The sequence below is a fragment of the Gordoniibacillus kamchatkensis genome (assembly GCF_000829455.1).
In the GTDB taxonomy this organism is placed as follows: domain Bacteria; phylum Bacillota; class Bacilli; order Paenibacillales; family NBRC-103111; genus Gordoniibacillus; species Gordoniibacillus kamchatkensis.
The window spans coordinates 20,763-38,351 of sequence record NZ_JXAK01000022.1 but is presented as its reverse complement, the minus strand read 5'-3'; the positions used below and the strand labels follow the sequence as shown (position 1 = coordinate 38,351).

16 protein-coding genes and 1 pseudogene are annotated in these 17,589 nt (G+C 56.1%); all 17 read right to left on the bottom strand.

The genetic code is table 11. The annotated features are described in order from the left end of the window. Positions 1–358: 358 nt before the first annotated feature. The 17 genes and pseudogenes from SD70_RS36025 to SD70_RS13930 all read right to left on the bottom strand — a co-directional run bounded on the left by SD70_RS36025 (position 359) and on the right by SD70_RS13930 (position 17,441). The gene (locus SD70_RS36025; RefSeq protein WP_231571211.1) at positions 359–1,429 is read right to left on the bottom strand and encodes an aminotransferase class III-fold pyridoxal phosphate-dependent enzyme; all 1,071 of its coding nucleotides are present in this window, start codon (positions 1,427–1,429) and stop codon (positions 359–361) included. Continuing rightward, the gene (locus SD70_RS36020; protein ID WP_197081040.1) at positions 1,326–2,669 is read right to left on the bottom strand and encodes an amidohydrolase family protein; all 1,344 of its coding nucleotides are present in this window, start codon (positions 2,667–2,669) and stop codon (positions 1,326–1,328) included. Before SD70_RS36020 ends, SD70_RS36025 begins: the two co-directional genes overlap by 104 nt. Before the next feature lie 123 nt (positions 2,670–2,792). After that, a complete protein-coding gene (locus SD70_RS13995; protein WP_041048151.1) occupies positions 2,793–4,247 on the bottom strand; it encodes a hypothetical protein in 1,455 nt (484 codons plus the stop codon). Positions 4,248–4,283: 36 nt separating this feature from the next. Further along, positions 4,284–5,348: a Gfo/Idh/MocA family protein gene (locus tag SD70_RS13990; protein WP_041048150.1), complete on the bottom strand. Its 1,065-nt coding sequence runs from the start codon at positions 5,346–5,348 to the stop codon at positions 4,284–4,286. A 63-nt stretch (positions 5,349–5,411) separates the two neighbouring features. Next, a complete protein-coding gene (locus SD70_RS13985) occupies positions 5,412–6,209 on the bottom strand; it encodes an SDR family NAD(P)-dependent oxidoreductase (protein ID WP_082053351.1) in 798 nt (265 codons plus the stop codon). 18 nt (positions 6,210–6,227) lie between these two features. Next, on the bottom strand, positions 6,228–6,770 hold the full coding sequence (locus SD70_RS38025; protein ID WP_231571213.1) for a Gfo/Idh/MocA family oxidoreductase: 543 nt from the start codon (positions 6,768–6,770) through the stop codon (positions 6,228–6,230). 197 nt (positions 6,771–6,967) lie between these two features. After that, positions 6,968–7,318 (bottom strand): annotated as a pseudogene (locus SD70_RS38020) (Gfo/Idh/MocA family protein); the annotation flags it as partial. 121 nt (positions 7,319–7,439) lie between these two features. Beyond that, complete coding sequence (locus tag SD70_RS13975) at positions 7,440–8,903, bottom strand: hypothetical protein (RefSeq protein WP_041048148.1); 1,464 nt, start codon at positions 8,901–8,903, stop codon at positions 7,440–7,442. 37 nt (positions 8,904–8,940) lie between these two features. Then, a complete protein-coding gene (locus tag SD70_RS13970) occupies positions 8,941–9,420 on the bottom strand; it encodes a hypothetical protein (RefSeq protein ID WP_041048147.1) in 480 nt (159 codons plus the stop codon). Continuing rightward, entirely contained in the window at positions 9,417–10,355 is a 939-nt protein-coding gene (locus tag SD70_RS13965) for a hypothetical protein (RefSeq protein WP_052487420.1), read from the bottom strand. The genes SD70_RS13970 and SD70_RS13965 overlap by 4 nt, the downstream gene beginning before the upstream one ends. Continuing rightward, positions 10,352–11,377 carry an ABC transporter ATP-binding protein gene (locus tag SD70_RS13960; RefSeq protein WP_041048198.1) on the bottom strand — a complete coding sequence of 342 codons (1,026 nt, stop codon included), beginning with the start codon at positions 11,375–11,377 and terminating at the stop codon, positions 10,352–10,354. The genes SD70_RS13965 and SD70_RS13960 overlap by 4 nt, the downstream gene beginning before the upstream one ends. A gap of 29 nt (positions 11,378–11,406) precedes the next feature. After that, positions 11,407–12,414 (bottom strand): ABC transporter ATP-binding protein, encoded by a 1,008-nt coding sequence (locus SD70_RS13955; protein WP_041048146.1) that lies wholly within the window; start codon positions 12,412–12,414, stop codon positions 11,407–11,409. Positions 12,415–12,442: 28 nt separating this feature from the next. Then, positions 12,443–13,303: an ABC transporter permease gene (locus SD70_RS13950; protein WP_082053347.1), complete on the bottom strand. Its 861-nt coding sequence runs from the start codon at positions 13,301–13,303 to the stop codon at positions 12,443–12,445. 29 nt (positions 13,304–13,332) lie between these two features. Then, positions 13,333–14,289 carry an ABC transporter permease gene (locus SD70_RS13945; RefSeq protein WP_041048145.1) on the bottom strand — a complete coding sequence of 319 codons (957 nt, stop codon included), beginning with the start codon at positions 14,287–14,289 and terminating at the stop codon, positions 13,333–13,335. A 142-nt stretch (positions 14,290–14,431) separates the two neighbouring features. Next, positions 14,432–15,700, bottom strand: a complete 1,269-nt coding sequence (locus SD70_RS13940) for an ABC transporter substrate-binding protein (protein ID WP_041048144.1) — start codon at positions 15,698–15,700, stop codon at positions 14,432–14,434. Continuing rightward, on the bottom strand, positions 15,589–16,125 hold the full coding sequence (locus SD70_RS13935) for an ABC transporter substrate-binding protein (protein WP_041048143.1): 537 nt from the start codon (positions 16,123–16,125) through the stop codon (positions 15,589–15,591). The genes SD70_RS13940 and SD70_RS13935 overlap by 112 nt, the downstream gene beginning before the upstream one ends. Before the next feature lie 503 nt (positions 16,126–16,628). Then, positions 16,629–17,441, bottom strand: a complete 813-nt coding sequence (locus SD70_RS13930) for an IclR family transcriptional regulator (RefSeq protein WP_041048142.1) — start codon at positions 17,439–17,441, stop codon at positions 16,629–16,631. Between the last annotated feature and the right edge of the window lie 148 nt (positions 17,442–17,589).

Below are 17,589 nucleotides of genomic sequence, written 5' to 3'. Positions count from 1 at the left end.
ATATGCTTTGTAAATGTTTTTTTAAGGTTGGGGATCATGTAATGAACCACGTGCACCCTTTTTGAGTTCGTGCGGTTCTTCTGTATGCGGATTTGGATGAGGGTTTACTGGAATCTGTTAACAGCTCGTTTCCTACATATTCCACACCTTGCGATTCAGCACTCCATGGCAAAAAGCCTCCACCAATTGAATTGGGGAGGTTCCAAGAATCACTTGAAAGAGACCGAGCCTTGTCCAGTAACCCTTTCAGTTCTCTCTGAACAAAGTTCCGATCAGAATCTCGGGATAAGTCGAAATAATAAGCGCCCGGATTATCCATGCGAATAGATCGGCCAGTTTCGCACCATAAACAATCAGATTAGATTAAACGTTGAAATCCGCTCATGGCGACTGCTCCCCGCATGGCCCCGTCCAAATTTCCGGAATCCAAAGCGATGGCGATTTCCTCGAACACCTCTTCAATTGCCCGATCGTACAGAGCGACCGTATCACTCTCATGGGCCAAGGTCGGATAAATGGATGTTCCCGCCAGGAAGCCGCGCTCCAGCATCAATTGGGTATACAGCGTGCGCAGCTTCTCGGATTCCGGATGTTTGAAGCTGAAATGGGCCAGGCACGGAAAACCTTCTTCAACATGTACGGGAAGCCGGCTCGACTCGCCGTGACGTCGCCAGCTTTCCATGATCATGCTGCCGATCCGCGCCACATGTGCAGGTGCATCCGTACTGCCCAGCTTTTGTAACGTCGCCACCGCGGCAGCGGGTCCTACGCTCTCCGTCCAATAAGTGCTGCTGATGAACGATTCGTGAGCTCCCCGCATAGCTGCTTTCGTACCGATGACCGCACCGATCGGGTGCCCGTTGCCTAAAGCTTTGGCGAAGACAGCAATGTCCGGGGTAATGCCGAGCTTCAAATGTGCACCCCCGTACGCCAAGCGCCAGCCAATCGTAATTTCATCAAAAATGAGCAGCGCGCCGCAGCGCCGGGTCGACTCGCGAACGAACTGGAGGAAGCCCGGATCAGGCTCCTTGTTGCGGCAAGGTTCCATAATAACGGCTGCGAGCTTGTCGCCGAATTGATCGATAATCGCGCTTAGCTCATCCCGATGGTTATATTTGAAGGTTACAGCCGTGCCGCGCAGCTCGCGGGGGACGCCAAGCGGATTTAAACCGGCAAGCAGATGGCCGCGCAGGGCGTCATTCTCCCCCAGATTCGCGGCAAGATACCAGTCCTGCCAGCCATGGTACCCGCAGATCGCCACAACGGAGCGGTCCGTTGTCGCCCGGGCAATTCGCAACGCTACGCCGCTTGCATCTCCGCCGCCCCTAGTGAAACGGACTTGATCGGCCCAGGGGTGAAGCCCGCACAGCATATCGGCCAACTCGACTTCCTCCGGCGGGTTCAGAGAGCACATGCTTCCCATATTCACTCTGCGGACGACGGCCCGGGTCACATCGGGGTCGCGATATCCAAGCAGGCAAGATCCGACGCGTCGTCGACATGTCGTAGTAACGAACGCCGTCCATATCCCAAACCTCGCAGCCTCTCGCTTCCCTGAAATAGGCCGGCCATTTTCCGGGAGCCATATTCTCGGGACGCTTGCTCAGGAGCTGGACGCCGCCGGGAATGCGTTTCTTGGCGTGCGCATACAGCTCCTGCGTCGCATTCCGGGGTTCAGGCTCCAGCCGCAGCAGCCTCGCCGCATTGCAATAAAAAATATGTTCCAGGTCCTGTTCGTTTAGTCCCACATCGGCTGCTGCAGTTAGCAGCGCCCGCAACGATTCGATGCCGGCAAGAATCGGGCGGCCCAGATGCGCGGTTTGATCCCACTTGCCGAAGCCCGGCTCCAGCCATACGAAGCCGTCGCCCACAGTAACGGACTTGCCCCTGATCTGGGAAACGGGGTAATCGCTGCCCCACATCAATTTCCGCGGCCCGAATTGCTGCAGAATCACTTTAAGGGCTTCAGGCTCGCATACCGCCGAAGAGTCAAAATACACATTTTCCAGCCCTCGCAAAGCGGAGATTCCTTTCGCATTGGGGGCATGAAAACAGCGCGCGGCATGAGCCAATATGAGTTTCGCGTGCGGGTACTGCGTACACATATCCCGAATCTCACGCACATTGTCCGGATCCGCGATGGCCCGGTCTTTTACCATGTGCAGCATGATGACCATGCCTCGTCGGTCAGCCTCCTGCCATACCCACTCGGGGCAAAAGCCGCGAATTGAAGATCCCCAGGTCGGCTTCTCGTTGCTGTAAATATGATAGACTTTGAAACCGGCAATTTGGGGGTGCTCCAAGTAAGCGGCTATCTGCTGCAGATTATCATCGGGGGTGACGATGATGAGCCCCCTGCTGGACGGCTCCTTTTCCAGCTGGCTAACGATATAATCGTTCTGGCTCCGCAAATCCGCCGCAAGCATGGGGACTGGAAAAAACAGCCCCCCAGCCAAGCGTTCCCCTCCCACGACCTCTTCCCAGCCGGCGCGCCATTCCCGAATCGGTACTTCCTTCGGTCCTTCCGCCCACAGGCTGTCCCCTGCCGCTTTAAGATCCTGAGTCCGGTAAATATGGGCATGGATATCAAATATTTTGACCGGCAGCTGCGGCAGGAGCTCCTGTGCGGCGCGGCGGCCCCGCTCGTTCAATGTCCAGTTTTTGTCCATGACGGTTCCCTCCCGGGTTCAGCTCGTCGAGCATATAGGTGTAGCGCATCCCCATGCTCAATCAATCCCGTGCGCGCATGAATCAGCGATGTTCCATATATCGGGTCGGCTCCGATTATTCGCTTATTCGGAAACGGCCATCGGATCGCTGAAGCTGGCTTGCGGCTGGCGGATGTAAGGCCTTGCGCATACGTTCATGGCGTGCAGGATGGCTCCGTTCAGCTCGACCGCAACCCGTACCTGCTCGCCCAGCAGCTCCTCCAGCTTATGCTCCTTCCACATTGGCACGACGGCGCAACTGTCACCCTCAAACGGAATGCAGTCGTCGAAGGAGAAGCCCTCGAAGAACGTTCCGTCCTTTTCCATCAAGCCGAATCGGACATACCCGACATTGGCGCGGATGTTCATGCTCAGCTCCGGCCGGACGAACTGCATCGGCTTGGTGATGACGTTTGCGCCTACGCCTAGTCCCTCGATGCCGCAGAAGCCGTCCTTCCGGATGCGGAAAAAGACGGTCGCCATAGAATCGCCTTTCAGCCTATCCGTGAACTGCCTGTTCGTTGCCGCAGTGCCGTGTATGAATCTGGCGCCGCTTCCGTACAAAATATATTCATCGCCGGTCCTGTTTTCGTGCATCCCCATTAACGACAGCTGCGCGCAGCCGTATTGGGGGGGCAGTGGACGTTCCGCCACCGGCCTGCCCGAGGTTTGCATCCAGTAAAGTCCGTCATAGCTGTATACGAGCTCGGTTTCCATGTAGCCCCACATTTTGGAGAAGTCCATATCCGTCAGACTCGTGTAAAACCGCCACAGCAGCCCTAAGAACGTGCCGTTCATCCAGCCGGCCCACATACTGTAAAATTGCATCTCGGTCGCATCGCTGTTGTAGGACGGCGACGGATGCATAATCACAAACGGATCCGACCATGCTTGGAGATCTTTGGAGGTGCGCATCGCGATGCGCCGATCCACGTACCCGCCCCTCAAGATTAAGCTGTAGTGCTGCTTTAACGGATTATAAAAGAGACCGTTAAACGCGTCGCTCGTGTACGGATGGGCGACCAAATCACGGCGCTCCGTCCAATGAATGCCGTCCGGGGAAAACGCCAGCACGACCGGGAAAGCATCCGTGCTTCCGGCAGGTTCGTTTGAAGCCCGCTTGAGCTTGCGGTCGCCCATGCGGGTCATAGTTACACATTTGTACAGCTTCGCCGGGTCTTGCTCATATGAATCCCGGATGACGGACGTGCCGTGCAGACCGTTGACGCCATCGAACACGATGTGGCGCATGCGCTTCTCTTCCCGGTTATTGGTTTCCGCAATTGTGTAATGAATGCCGTCATCGCTTTCCGCAAGCGCGAGATACCGCACTCCGTCGTCGGCCAAGTCCGGGGATACCTCGTACCATAGCCGGTACTTTCCCGCTTCCGGGCACCACGCCGCCGAGCAGTACGAATTGGCCATGAAATCCGGATCGCGGAACGAAGAAGCGAACGTCGGCTCGAACCACCTGCGCACCGTACCTTTTCTGAAATCTATCCAGTAGTCGTCGAAAAAGCAAAGCTTGGTCTGCTCCATATCGAACCCTCCATTTCCTATTTCATGCTCCAACCGTTACGATAGCCGGCCGCCGATCCGCACCTTCTGTGCGTTCCCGCCGCTGCGGCAGGAATCCTTCAACGCTTCTGCCACATACGAAGGATAAAGCCCATCCTCCAACGTACAGATCGGCTTAGCGCCCCTGAGCAGCACGTCCGCCAGGTGACTTACGGCGTTTTGAATCGTGCTCGAGCGGTTCAACATGCCGTAATTCGTCTGCTCCAGCACAAGGCGCCGGATGCCGTTCATGAGCGGATGCACCTCTGTTCCGAAATAGCGGATTTCGTCTCCGCCCTGTAGTATTTCGATTTTGCCGTGCTCGAAAAACAAATCCAGCTCGAACATCGTATATTCACGATCGTCGAACGCCTCGGCATAGCCGGTGAAGCCGCCGCCGCCAGCCTCCTCGGCCGCAGCTGCAGCGAACGTGAACGTGTATGACAAATCGCCGTGTTCGTCCATATTCGTCGGGATCCGCTCCAGCACCCGAACCGTATCGATCGAGCCGGCGATGAAGCGCAGCAGATCGAACATATGTGAGCCGTAATTGTAAATTCCCCGCGTGTAGCGGATATGCGCCTTTCGGAGCCGGCCGTAGCGCAGTTGCCGCACCGCATCGCGGACCTCGGCGGCTCCGTCGCTCCATCTGCGGGACAGATTGACCACGAACTGATGCTTGTGCCCGGCCGCCAATCCCGCTATTCGCTCCGCTTCTTCCAACGTTCCGGCTACCGGCTTTTCAAGGAAAATAATCCGTGCCCCGGATTTCTTCAGCACTGTCTCGATCAGCTCGTACCGCACTGACGTCGGCGTACAAATACTGATGATGTCCGGCCGATGAGCGCGCAGCATAGCCTCGACATCGGTGTAGAACGCAGCTTCCGGCGCCGTGAGCGAAAGGGGTTTCTCCTGCTCCGGCCGGGTGCCGACGGCAGCCACGAGCTCGATCTCCGGGTTCAAATGATAGGCCGACACATGGCTCAACGGCTTGCCTTTCGGCGGTACATCGAACATGAGCCCGATTTTTCCCAGACCAATGACCGCAGCTTGAAGCACATCCATTCCCCCTTTGTTTTGCATAACGTCCGGCTCCCGGTATGAGAACCGGCCCGCTCCTCGGGCCGGCGCATACGCCCCGAAGTGTCACCAGTTCGTCCAGCCGCCGTCGACCAGCAAGTTGTGGCCGGTGACATACTGCGAAGCGCGCGAAGCCAGAAACACGACCGGCCCCTTTATGTCTTCCTCGTCCGCAAACCGTCCCATCGGCGTCAGCGCCTTGTAATTCTCGACGAACTCTTTTCTGTTCTCATCCTCAAGAAGACCGGGGTTGTAGCCGCCTGGGCTAATGCAGTTGGCCCGGATATTGTACTTGGCGTAATAATTGGCCAGCCACTTGGTGAAGCCGACCATACCCCACTTGGAAAACGTATATTCGATGCCGCTCGTCATGCCCGTATCGCCGTATACCGGAAAGTGCGGTCCGACTGCGCCTTGGATCGACGAAATGTTGATGATGGAGCCGCTCCGCCGTTCTCTCATGTGAGCCACAACCGCCTTCGTGATGAGCATCAGCCCCGTGCCGTTGACCCGCTGCGCCGCCTCCCAGCCCTCTTTGCTCGTATGTTCCAAATCGGCGAGCCCGACGCGCGACACCGCGTTGTTAACGAGCATGTCGATACGCCCATAGTCCGCTGCCGTCTGTGCGGCAAAGCCAAGAACGCTTTCCTCGCTTTCCAGGTCGAGGCTCCGGCCTTCGGCCCGCAGACCGTCGCGCCTAAGCTCCTCGGCCGCCCGTTCGCAGCTTTCGGCGCTGCGCGACGCCAGGATCACCGTCGCTCCCATTTCGCCGAGCGCGCGCGAAATCAGCTTGCCGTACAGTCCCGATCCGCCGGTTACGACCGCAACTTGACCGTCCAGCCGAAACAGATGCTGCGTATGCATCCTGTCACCCTCCATTTCTTACGATACCGGTATCCAGCGCCGTTCCTTCAACGCGGTTAGCGCCGCTTCGGCGGTCGCTACGGAAGAGCGCGCGGCCGTGCCGTCGAACAACGGCCGAATTTCGGCCGGAATGGGCAAGCCGAGCACCGCATCACGGAACGCTTCCAATTCGCGCCTCATGATCGTCAGGTTAAAGCCCGGCAGCTTCGCGGTTCCTTTGCCGTAAGCGACGCCGCCGTTGCCGCCCGCGTTGAAGGCAGCCCGCTCGCGGTTCTCCTCCTCGCTCTCGTGCAGGAAATGCTCCGTTACACAGCCGTCCATATTCAGCAGCACCTTCGATGTTTTGAAATCGATCAAAACCGCGCCTTCCGTGCCGTTGATCTTGACGTAATGCTCTCCCCAGCGGAAGCCGGACCCGTATTGCATGCTGCCGACCGCGCCTCCGCCAAACTGCAGCGTGACGAGCAGAACGTCATCCTCGTTGCCGTAGCCTTCTCCGTTGTGCGCCAAATTTCCCCCGGCCGTACAGACCGCCTGCGCCTGACCCATGATCGTTTGCAGCAGGTCCAGCTCATGGATATGATGGAACAGATGGCCTCCGGACGTCTCGTTCTTTTTTTCCAGCTGACCTCAGCTTGCCTCGGCTCCCATCCGGTCCGCTCGGAGTGGACGACGATCGGGCGGCCGATCGCGCCGTCGGCAATCCACTGCCGGACCTTGCGCAAACCGTCCAAGAAATAATAAATATGCCCTGCCATCATCAGCACGTTCGCCTCCCGGCAGGCAGCCAGCATATCCTCGCAATCCCGCAGCGACAGCGCCACCGGCTTCTCGCAAAATACGTGCTTGCCGTGCTGCGCTGCCAGCACGACCGAATCGCGGTGGACATAGCTTGGTGCGGCGACAATCACCGCATCGATGCCGTCCATGCGCAACAACGCCTCCAGCGATTCCGCCTGCCTGCAGCCAATCTGCTCGGCCAGCGGCTGTGCGCCTCTGCCGCCGAACACGGCCGTTACCTCCGCATGCTCCATGCCGTGCAGCAAATGCGCCAGCCCCGAATCGAAGTAACCGCATCCGACGATCCCAAATCGAACGTTCCGCTGCATATCGATCTCCTTCTATTTTGGGGCTGAACAGCGGGTTCCCGTCCCGTTTTCGGCACCCATATAGTACTAGGGCATCCCGGACTCCATCTAGCGTTGCCCCGAATGCCCTCTTCAATTGACACTATTTCGCCTCGGGTCCGATATCGAACCGCAGCGGATCCAGACAAGAAATTTCTTTGAATCTCCAATATTCGCGCGCATCTTCCCCATGCGGGAAAAAGAACGAATATACTTGGGCGTTAAGCGCCCGAAGCTTGACCCGAATGATCCGGTTCTCGACTTTGGAGAAATCCGAGAGGCCGTTCCACGAAATGTGTGCCGCCGAACTGTCGGCCGTGAAAGGGACGCAGTCGTCGAACGAGAAGCCCTCAATCGCCTTACCCGCCGTATCGCATAATTCGGCCTTTACGTAGCCGCCCGTCGCTGAAGCATTGACATACAACCTGCCGTCGGTAACGGCGAACGGCCGCGTCATCAGCTCGCACCAATCCCGGTTCGCCTTCAGGCTGACGAAGCCGTCCGGGCGCAAGTAGGCGACGCCGATATTTTCCGCGGGCACCTGCTCATAAGGAATGTTACGGAAGCCGGAATGGTCGATCGGAACCGCCGAATAAAACAGCTCCATGCGGTCCGGCCTGTAGATGACGGTCGACGACGGCATAATGCACTTGGAGTCCCATTCCCCTTCGGCGCCGAGCGAAACGAGCTTCTGCCCCTGCATCGAGCGGTGCCAGCCGAAGCCGTCGCGGCTATACGCCAGCTGGATGTCCATCGTGCCGGCCATTTTGTTGAAATTCGGATCAACCGTATAACCGTATGTATCGTACATGGAAATAAGCCCCACCGTATAAACGCCGTAGGGGGTCATTTGCATGCCGTAAAATTGCGTATGGCACGGGTCGGACTGGTCCGGCTCGAGAGCCAGGATCGGCTTCGTCCAATGCTCAAGATCGGCACTTTCCGCCACCCATACCCGGCGGTCGGGGCACCGGGTGCGAAACGACAGCCGGTACATGCCGGAATCGGGGTCGCGGTAAAACCCGGTGTGGCAGTCGCTCTCCACCTCCAACACCGGCTTGTCGAACAGCGGACGCCAGTGAATGCCGTCCGGAGAGGCGTAGACGGCGATTTTGCTTTTGTAGGTATAGGGCGACATGGCCAGCTTATAGCGCTTCGAGGGATCGGGATCCGCCACGTCCTTGATCACCGTCGGGCCGTGCGTTTTCCAGTCGTTGTCAAGCACAATATTCGTACGGGACACGACGTCCAGCTCGGGTTTGACGAAATGAACCCCATCCTCCGAGAACGCATAATTCAAATATGCGTAAGCCCGCGAATCCGATTCGCCGAACGCCGGACCGTAATAATGCGAAGAGTACCACGTCTTGTACAGCTTCTCTTCCTCGTCGTAAATCGCCGTTCCGTAATAATGGACACGCTTGAATTCATGCGCCAGCTCCGGCCGGACGATCGGATTGGCTTCATATTTCTCAGCCTGGCCCGCTTCCCGCCTGAAGCCGTGCACATACTCGTACGCACGGTTATCAAAAAACAGAAACTTCACACAGCTGCTGGAATTCCCCATGGCGCTCCCATCCTCCCTCCCGCTGTCGAGCGATTGGCTACTCGGTGCCTCCGCCGAGCCGCAGCGCGTAAATGTCGGCGTCCTTCAGCTCAAACTTGAAACGTACCGGTTTGCCGAAAAAATTCGATAGATCGGACTTGCCCCGCCATGTCACCGTACAGATCAGCTCGTCGCCGTAAATGCCGTCGCAATCCTCGATGCCGAAGCCGGCGGCCGGCCATCCGGTCTCGTCGATAATGCCGACGCGGACCGAACCGGCCGCCGAGGTCGCATAGTTGAGCACCAGCGAGTTCCCCTCCATCATGATCGACTTCGTCGTGAACACCCCGCCGCTGTAATCGCCGTGCACCGACGCAAAGCGGTGGCGGGGAACCGTTACCCTGCGAATATACGAATCATCCCAGTAATAATGCTCGTTCACGTACATCGAAAATTCCTCCGGCGACGTCTCGACGATGCCCCATGCAGGGATCAAATTGCGCTGCGTCCAATTGCGGCGGTCAAGGCCCGGCCTCATCCACGCTTCGACGAACGGCCGGTCCCACTTGACGCGTCCCGGCTCGACATCATGACGTTGTCCGATACTCCCACCTTACTGTGCTCCGTTATCTTATGCCGCTCCGGCATGAACCGCATCGGGAATGACAGATAGATGTGTTCGGCACCCGGAACGGGCAGCGTCGCATTCGTATAAAAATGCTCCAGGGGCACGTTTTGGTCGTAGACGTTTGGCTGCGGCTCGGTCCATTGAGCGAAATCCGGCGACAAGCTGCTCTGGATCGCCCGCACGCCGAGGAATATGGCGGAGTCCTCGGGAGCTTCGATATTCGGTTCCTGGTTGGAGGCGAAGTAGCGCGAATAGCAGACGTAGCTGTTCCGGTTCGGATCCCAGAATGCGAGGTTGTGCGAGTCGAAGGCGCCTTTCCTGATAATGGCCTCCTCCCGAAACGGCTTGAAATGCAGCCCGTCCTCGGAAACGAAGGCGAATAGCCCTTCAGGCGCATAGCCGGCTACGGCCTTATACCGCTCTTCAGCGGGGCATCCGGGCCGCTTATCGATAAAAGGGCTGAAATTGTGGGCAATATGCCCCAGCATGACGATATTGTTTGCGGTCGAGCCGTTAAACTCGTGAAAGCCGAGCTCCGGCCGTTCCCAGTGAATCCCGTCCCGGCTTTCCGCATAGCAGCACGACTGTCCTTCGGATTTGTCGGAGCTATTGTCGAACGTGGCCCGATAGTACATTTTGAAAATGTCGCCGTCCTTGAATACGCCGGAATAGATGCCGCTTCCGGGCCCTTCCCAGGGCCGGTCCATGCGCAGCACGATCTCCTTCCGCTCGGGCGGATTCAGCTTCAGGTACGCTTTCTCCATGCGGTCGATCAAATAGTGGTCGACTAACAATTCCACCCGATTGCCGATGCTCAGCGGATCCTGTTTCCCTTTGCCGCTCATAGCTCCATTCTCGCCTCCTGAGGCACAGATTCGGTATCGGCCAGATGGCAGGCCACATAGTGATCCTCGGTGCCGGAAACCTTGCGCAGCTGCGGCATCTCCACCCGGCATATCTCTTGGCACTTCGAGCAGCGCGGATGGAACCGGCAGCCCGATGGCGGATTGATCGGACTCGGTACGTCGCCCTTTAGTACAATCCGTTCCCGCACTGCGTCCAGCTCCGGCGTCGGCACGGCCGACAGCAGCGCTTCGGTATACGGGTGGCGGGGCGTACGGTACAAGCTCGTCGAGGTCGCCAGCTCGACCACTTGGCCGAGATACATGACGGCGATGCGGTCGCTCATATATTCCACGACGCTGAGGTCGTGGGCGATGAATACGTACGACAAGTTCATTTGCTGCTGCAAATCTTTCATCAGGTTCAGAACCTGCGCCTGAATCGATACGTCAAGCGCCGACACGGGCTCGTCGCAAACGATCAGCTCGGGCTTTATGCAGAGCGCCCGGGCGATGCTGATCCGCTGCCGCTGCCCTCCGGAAAATTCGTGCGGATACCGGTACATGTAATCGGAGCGCAAGTTGACGACCTCGAGCATCTGCGCGATGATCTCCTTACGCTGGGCCCTGCTTCCCATGCGGTGAACGCGCAGCGGTTCGTCGAACGCCTCATAGATCGTTTTAACGGGGTTTAGCGACGAATAAGGATCCTGAAACACGATCTGGATTTTTTTTCGTACGTCGAAACCTTCCTTCGCGTTCAGGGACAGGATGTCGCGCATGCCGCCCTCGCCGTACCGGAAACGCATTTCGCCCGAGGTGGGCGATTGCAGGCGGACAATGCACTTGCCCAACGTCGTTTTGCCGCAGCCGCTTTCCCCGACAAGCCCGAGGGTTTCGCCCCGCCTCACGTACAAACTGACGTCGTCCACGGCTTTCACGTGACCCGTGACCTTTTTGAACACGCCTTTGTAAACCGGGTAATATTTTTTCAGATGGCGAATGTCGAGAATGACGTCGTTCATGTTCGGCTGTACAGCCGGTGAAGCCTTTGTCATGTCGTCAAGCCCCCCATGCAGTTCCAGCATCTGACGCGATGTCCGCCCCCGAGATCGGTATCGGCCGGAACCGTTTTGCACTGCTTGGTGGCGAAGTCGCACCGTGGCGCAAACTCGCAGCCCTCCGGCATATCCGACGGATCGGGAGTGCTTCCCCGGATCGTTTTGAGCCGCTCGCCTTTGGCGATACCGAGCACCGGTACGGATTGCAGCAGCGCTCTCGTATACGGATGCCGAGGCGAGCCGAGCACCTGACGCACGGTACCGAACTCGACGATTCGGCCCATATACATGACCGCGATATCGTCGGCCATGTCGGCGACGATTCCCATGTTATGCGTAATGAGGATGATGGAGGTGCCGTACTTGTGCTGCATCTCCTTCATCAGCTCCAGAATCTGCGCCTGAATCGTCACGTCGAGAGCGGTCGTCGGCTCGTCGGCAATAAGGAGCTTAGGATTGCAGACCATCGCCAGTGCGATCATGGCCCGCTGCTTCATCCCCCCGCTGAACTGATGGGGATAGTCCTTGATACGGGTCGAGGCTTGCGGAATGCCGAGCATGGTCAGCATTTCCACCGCCCGTTCCATTGCCGCAGCCCGCGATATTTTCTCATGCTGGGTAATGTTCTCCGCAATTTGGTGGCCGATCGTAAACACCGGATTGAGCGAGGCCATCGGATCCTGGAAAATCATGCCGATTTCCTTGCCCCTGATCGCCCGCATTTCGCTCCCGTTGCGCTTCAGCTTGCTCAGCTCAACCGCGCCGTTGGAGGAATAGTACGTAATACTGCCGTCCACTATGCGCCCCATCTTGGGCAGCAGCTGAACGATGGAATGGGCTGTGACGCTCTTGCCGCAGCCGCTTTCGCCTACGACGCCGAGCGTTCTTCCTCTTTTCATTTGAAACGAAACGCCGTTCACGGCTTTGACGACGCGCCGGCTGAGATGGAATTGGGTTTGCAGGTTATCAACCTTCAAGATAAGGTCGCTCTCGCTGTTCAAAGGGATACCTCCTCGCTGCGTCGTCGAATTATTGATTCGGATCCAGGACGTCGCGCAGGCCGTCGCCGAAGAAGTTTACGCCCAGCACGAACAGGGAGATGGCCAGGCCTGGCGGCAGCCACAGCCACGGGTTATTGGAAATGACGTCGATAGCTTTGGCGGAATTGATAATATTGCCCCAGGTCGGGATCCCGGAAGGAACGCCTAGACCGAGGAAGCTCAGTCCGGATTCGGCCAAGATGTAACCCGCTGTCGATAATGTGACGGTTACAATGACGGGGCTGAACGTATTCGGCAGTATGTGCCGGAACATGATCGACAGCTCGCCGATGCCGTAAGCCCGGCATGCCTCGACATAGTTTTCCTCGCGCAGCGAAAAGAATTTCCCGCGCACGAGCCGGTACGTTCCGGGCCAGCCGGATATCGAGAAAATGAAAATCAGATTCATTAGGCCTTGCCCGAAGTACACGACGAGGATCAGGACCAGAATGATTTGGGGAAACGTCATAAAGATCTCGGAAACGCGCAGCATCACTTTGTCGAACCAGCCGCCGAAGTAGCCGCTGATGCAGCCGATAATCGTGCCGATTACCGCACCGCCGAGGGCGCCGCTGAGACCGATCAGTATCGAGACCCGGGCGCCGTACAATAGGCGCGACAGCACGTCGCGGCCAAGCTTATCGGTGCCCAGCGGATGGGACAGCGACGGCGGCTTGATGCGGCTGCCGAGATCGATATCGGTAGGAGAATAAGGGGTGAGCAGCGGCGCGCATACAGCGCATAAAATCATGAACGCTACGATGCAGAAGCCGATCATGGCCAGCTTGTTTCTTCTCAGCTTTTCCCAGTTTCGAAGCGCCAGACTCGATTTTACGGCTTTGGTCACCATATCGATTTCCTCCTTTGCTGTAATTGGCGTCAATCGAAACGTACCCTGGGGTCGAGCAGAGCCGTAAGCAAGTCGACAAGAAAGCTGGCGAGCAGCACCATGAAGGCGGTAAGCATCGTCGCAATCATAACGACGGGGTAATCTTTCGCCGATACGGCGTTTAAGAGCATCCCGCCCATACCTGGCCAGCCAAATACGCTTTCGATGATGACCGTTCCGCCGATCAGCATCGGCAAGCGGAAGCAAAGAAGCAGAATGACCGGCATTAACGCATTGCGGAAAGCGTGCTTGACGATCACCTTCCATTCCGGAAGCCCTTTGCTGCGGGCTGTCTTGACATAATCCTTGCCGAGTACATCCAGCATCGTTCCGCGCGTATAGCGCATGAGCGCAGCCGTCAGCGAAAAGCCAAGCACTAGCGCAGGCATGGCTACGTGCTTCAGCAAACTAAGAAATCCGCTCTCTCCGTAGTCAAGCCGTCCGCCTACCGGGAGCCACCCCAGCTTGATGGAAAAAATCTGGATGGCGATAATGCCGAGGAAAAATTCCGGGATGGAGATGCCGATGATGCCGATCACCGTGTTACCGTAATCGGCCGCCGAATTTTGCCGCACGGAAGAGATGAGACCGAGCACAATGCCGAGCACGGACGAGATGATCAAAGCGGCCGCAGCCAGCTCCAGCGTGGCCGGAAGCCGGTGGCCGAGCATGGTCGCTATACTGGTGCCGTCAACTAGACTGTAGCCCAGCTTGCCTTGAAGCATGCCGGAAAACCAGCGAAAAAATTGCACATACAGCGGTGCATCCAGCCCCATCGCCTTCTTATAGCTTGCCAAATCGAAATTTGCCGATGCCAGCAGTTCCGGCGGGATCAAATAGGTGAGCGGATCCCCCGGAGTAAGCTGCAGACCGATAAAGATGATAATTGTCACGACAAAAAGCATCGGGATGATGGACAAAAAGCGGAATGTAAAGTATTTCAACAAATGAACCCACTCCTAGTGCTTTTTGTTCTTATGCAGTCGTGTATGTTGAACCGCGGATGAACCGCCGGCTTTTTTCACGATGAAACGGTGCAAGGCGGCCGGCGCGAAGCGGCGCCTTACACCGTTTTGCTCACGTCTGCAATTATTTCACTTTAAGCTCCCAATCCTGCACCTTGCGGTCGTAGTTGGTCCACTCGTTGCCGTAAATACCGGCCGTTTTCAGTCTGGCTTCGTTGACGATGATGTACTGCTTCATGGAAAACAGCGGCATGTGCCACAGGAAGTTTGCCTCCATGTCTTGAAGCTTGCCGACGATTTCGATGCGCTTCTGCTGATCGGACGTCTTTCTCAGCTCGTCGATCAACGGATCCCATTTATCCTTGGCGCCTCCGAATACGTTCATGCCGAGCGGACTATCCGTATGGAACAAACCGTACACCTCTTCCATCGACATTCCCGACAATCCGGCGTACAGGAAGTCGTAGTCCCGCTTATTGTAGATGAGCTCCAGAAGATTGCCCTTCATGAGCGACGTCTCTACCTTCACGCCGACTTGCTCCCAGTAATATTTGATCGTATCGATGAGGTCGACCGTCTGCTGATCCGTGTAATAATACTGCAGCTTGATCGTTTGATTGAAATCGAAATTGGCTTCCTTCAGCATTTGTTTCGCTTTGTCCGGATTATAGTCGTATGTCTTGGCGTTTTTGTTGAATTCGGGAAGCGCCTTCGGAATTTTGGTGTCGATCAGCGATGCCTGGCCTTTGAACAGCTTGTCGGCAATCGCCTTGCGGTCGATCGCGTATTCCAGCGCCTGGCGGACTCTAAGATCGCCGATCTTTTTGTTCCCGCTGCCGTCAGGCCCCGTAATATTGGCTTGCAGATAGCGAATGTAGAGGATATCGACCGGATAGGCCCGATAGGCCGGGTTTTTCAGCGCTTCGTTGACCTGGTCCAAGCTCATGACCGGATAATAGTCAAGCTGGTTCGCTTGCGCGTTGGTCACGATCTTGTCTTCAGTCATAGTCTGCAGTTTGATTTTATCGATCTTGGGCTTCGGACCGTAAAAATCTTTGAATGCTTCCAGAATCGCATAATTGTTCGGCTTCACTTCCGTAACCATATACGGCCCGTTGCCGATCGGCTTTTCCCAAAACTTGGCCAGATGCAGCTTGGCAGGGTCTTCATTTTCCAGCAAATGCTTCGGATACGGCGGCCACTGGGCCATGACGAGGAGGAAAATGCCGACGGGCTCAGTCAATTTGATTGTTACTTTGTTGCCGTCAACCGTAACGCCCTTCAAATCCTTCGCTTTGCCTTCCTTCCATTCGGCAGCGCCTTCGATCTTGGAAAAAGCGCCGGAGAAAGTGGCGTTGATTTGGGCCGATTTGAGCGCCATGCCGAGCTCCATTTGACATCGTCCGCCGTAAATTTCACCCCGTCGTGCCACTTGACGTCGTCGCGAAGCGTAAAAGTGTAGGTAAGGCCGTCGGCGGAAACGGAATAATCCGAGGCAAGATCTTTGTAGACGGGCCCCATTTTCTCGTCAAGCATCAGCAGACGACGGAACACCTGTGTCTTAAAAAAGCCGCCGTAATCCGCCCATGCAGCGCCAAACTTCTCGTCGGGACCGTAACCCTCGAGCAAAATCTTTTCGCCCATCGGTGCCGGAACAGCCGCCGAAGACGTCTTGGGCTCAGCCGGCTTAGTATCCGCGGTGCCGGACGCTTGGCTGCCGCCCGAAGTTCCCGTGCTCCCGCCGTTCGACTTGGTGCACGAAATCAACACGCCAGCCATTAATACAACCGTTAGCATCATTACTAAAGCTTTTTTCATGTCTTGCCTCCCCGTTTAAAATTTTATTTTTAAGCTCCCGGTTTGGGCCGGGGCCGTCACAACCGATCTCCGCAGACAGACAGAGGAAGACATATAATAGCGCTTACATTGCATGTAACGTTTTTACGTGATTTCAAATCTTTGCGTTTATGTAACGTGTAATTTTGAAACCATGGTTTTAATATTATTTTTACATGACCATATCGGCGATTGCAACACTTATTTTCCGAATTAAATGAAAATTTAAATTATAATCGTATTTGAACAGTGCTTTTCCACCGATGAGAAGGTTGATATGTGTCCCATCCAGCTCAATTTATGTTGCAAACGAAACGAATAAAGTGTTTTATTGTGTGATACATAAGTTTCGTTTCTTGACAACATACCACCTATTTTTGTAAATCCTCAATTATCCAAAATAGGCGGAGCAGCCAGAGGAATTCCGTTGAAAAAAAACCAAGCAACCAGCGGATCCAGTTACTTGGTTTTTTTCTCTACAGTCTTTACAGCACTTGATCGGAGGAAACACCGGTCTCCCCATGGCCCATCTTCAGAGACACTGCGGCGGCAGCGGCCATGACCTGGCGGGCGAGCTCCGGAATTTTCTCGGGGGTGTAGCGGTGCATCGGTCCGGACACGCTGATCGCTCCGTACACGTTGCCGAACATGCCGAAAACCGGAGCCGCAATGCAGCGTGCGCCCTCGACGATTTCCTGATCGTCCAGCGCATAGCCGTTGCGGCGTATTTTATTAAGCTCTTCCGTAAGCTTCTCGTAGGTGGTGATCGTATTCTTCGTCAGTGCCGGCATGCCGTACTGCTTCACAAGCTCGCGCACGACCTGATCCGTCAAATGCGCGGCTATCGACTTGCCCATCGCCGTCGCATGGAAGGGGGCCCTGGAACCTACGGTGTCGGTCATGCGCAATGCGTGCGTGCTCTCGATGATTTCCACATACAAAATTTGCCCGTCCACAAGAACGCCCAGATTGACTGTGTCTCCGTACAAAGTCGACAGCCTTTTCATTTCCGGCAGGGCGGCCGTGCGAAAATTGTTGCGCTCCAGCAAATTTCTCGTAATGATCAATTGCTTGTAACCGAGACAATACTTTCCATCCTCGTCGCTCCGGCTGATGAATCCCCGGTTCTCCAGTGTGAGCACGATGCGATATGTCGAGGATTTCGGCTGATTAAGCAGCTCCGTCAGCTCGATTAAGCTGAGCGAACCGCGCTCGGCGAGAAGCTCAATCAAATCCAATGCCTTGTCGATCGATTGAATCGTGTACCTTTCCTGTTTATCATCCGTTTCCTTGCTCATTCTTTGCCTCCCATTTCAAACACATTCTGAAAGCGAAACAACTAAAACCGTGGTTTCACTCCCGAATATAGCACCAATTGTAAGGGACAGCAAGAGGCCTGGCGCAGCAAGACGTTTTTTGCAAATGCCAAGCTTTTACAGCGTATCT

Bases quoted from the DNA above. Each gene is read 5' to 3' on its own strand.
- SD70_RS13950 (WP_082053347.1), bottom strand. From the start codon at position 13,303: ATGGTGACCAAAGCCGTAAAATCGAGTCTGGCGCTTCGAAACTGGGAA.
- SD70_RS13970 (WP_041048147.1), bottom strand. From the start codon at position 9,420: ATGAGGCCGGGCCTTGACCGCCGCAATTGGACGCAGCGCAATTTGATC.
- SD70_RS13940 (WP_041048144.1), bottom strand. From the start codon at position 15,700: ATGGAGCTCGGCATGGCGCTCAAATCGGCCCAAATCAACGCCACTTTC.
- SD70_RS13990 (WP_041048150.1), bottom strand. From the start codon at position 5,348: ATGCAAAACAAAGGGGGAATGGATGTGCTTCAAGCTGCGGTCATTGGT.
- SD70_RS13935 (WP_041048143.1), bottom strand. From the start codon at position 16,125: ATGAAAAAAGCTTTAGTAATGATGCTAACGGTTGTATTAATGGCTGGC.
- SD70_RS13975 (WP_041048148.1), bottom strand. From the start codon at position 8,903: ATGGGGAATTCCAGCAGCTGTGTGAAGTTTCTGTTTTTTGATAACCGT.
- SD70_RS13930 (WP_041048142.1), bottom strand. From the start codon at position 17,441: ATGAGCAAGGAAACGGATGATAAACAGGAAAGGTACACGATTCAATCG.
- SD70_RS13995 (WP_041048151.1), bottom strand. From the start codon at position 4,247: ATGGAGCAGACCAAGCTTTGCTTTTTCGACGACTACTGGATAGATTTC.
- SD70_RS36020 (WP_197081040.1), bottom strand. From the start codon at position 2,669: ATGGACAAAAACTGGACATTGAACGAGCGGGGCCGCCGCGCCGCACAG.
- SD70_RS13965 (WP_052487420.1), bottom strand. From the start codon at position 10,355: ATGAGCGGCAAAGGGAAACAGGATCCGCTGAGCATCGGCAATCGGGTG.
- SD70_RS13960 (WP_041048198.1), bottom strand. From the start codon at position 11,377: ATGAACGACGTCATTCTCGACATTCGCCATCTGAAAAAATATTACCCG.
- SD70_RS13985 (WP_082053351.1), bottom strand. From the start codon at position 6,209: ATGCATACGCAGCATCTGTTTCGGCTGGACGGTCAAGTTGCGGTCGTA.